This window comes from Mesorhizobium sp. M7A.F.Ca.CA.002.05.1.1, from assembly GCF_003998335.1.
In the GTDB taxonomy this organism is placed as follows: domain Bacteria; phylum Pseudomonadota; class Alphaproteobacteria; order Rhizobiales; family Rhizobiaceae; genus Mesorhizobium.
Genome location: NZ_RZQI01001493.1, coordinates 1 through 756 on the forward strand (window position 1 = coordinate 1; position 756 = coordinate 756).

Annotated in this window: 1 protein-coding gene; it reads left to right on the plus strand. The window is 67.2% G+C overall.

Going from position 1 to position 756, the window contains the following annotated elements; translation table 11 throughout:
• Positions 1 to 4 precede the first annotated feature (4 nt).
• A partial coding sequence (locus EN939_RS36610) for an alpha/beta fold hydrolase (protein WP_206528468.1) occupies positions 5 to 756 on the plus strand: 752 nt, incomplete at its 3' end.

Sequence of the window (756 nt, forward strand, 5' to 3'; positions counted from 1 at the left end):
GATCATGTTCGAGGGCTTCCAAGGCGCGGAAATCGACACCGGCGATGCCAACATATTCTGCCTGCGCGCCGGCGGCGGGCCACCGCTGCTGTTGCTGCACGGCTTTCCGCAAACGCATCTGATGTGGCGCGACATCGCCCCCGCTCTGGCCAGCCGGTTCAGCGTCGTCTGCGCCGACCTGCGCGGCTATGGCCGCAGTTCGTGTCCGGCATCCACTCCCGACCACGCCCCCTATGCCAAGCGCACCATGGCCGCCGATATGATGAGGCTGATGGAGAAGCTGGGTTTCAGCAGCTTCATGGTCGCCGGCCATGATCGCGGAGGGCGTGTCGCCTACCGCATGGCGCTCGATCATCGGGGCAGCATCGACAGGCTCGCCGTTCTCGACATCGTGCCGACCGCCGATGCCTGGGACCGGGCCGACGCCAGGCTGGCGCTGGGTTATTGGCCATGGTCGCTGCTGGCGCAGCCCGAGCCGTTGCCGGAAAAGATCCTGTCCAGCGCCGCCGAGGCGATCGTCGACAATGCGCTCAACGGCTGGGGCTCGTCGTCATCGGCGTTTCCAGCCGAAGTGCGTCAGGCCTATGTCGAGGCCTTGCGCGCGCCTGCCCACGCCCATGCCATCTGCGAGGAATATCGGGCGGCAGCCACGCTCGATCGCGAGCACGACCATGCCGACAAGGCAGCCGGCCGGCGCATTCGCTGCCCGCTGCTGGCGCTATGGAGCGGTCAGGGCGCGTTGGCGCAATGGTATGC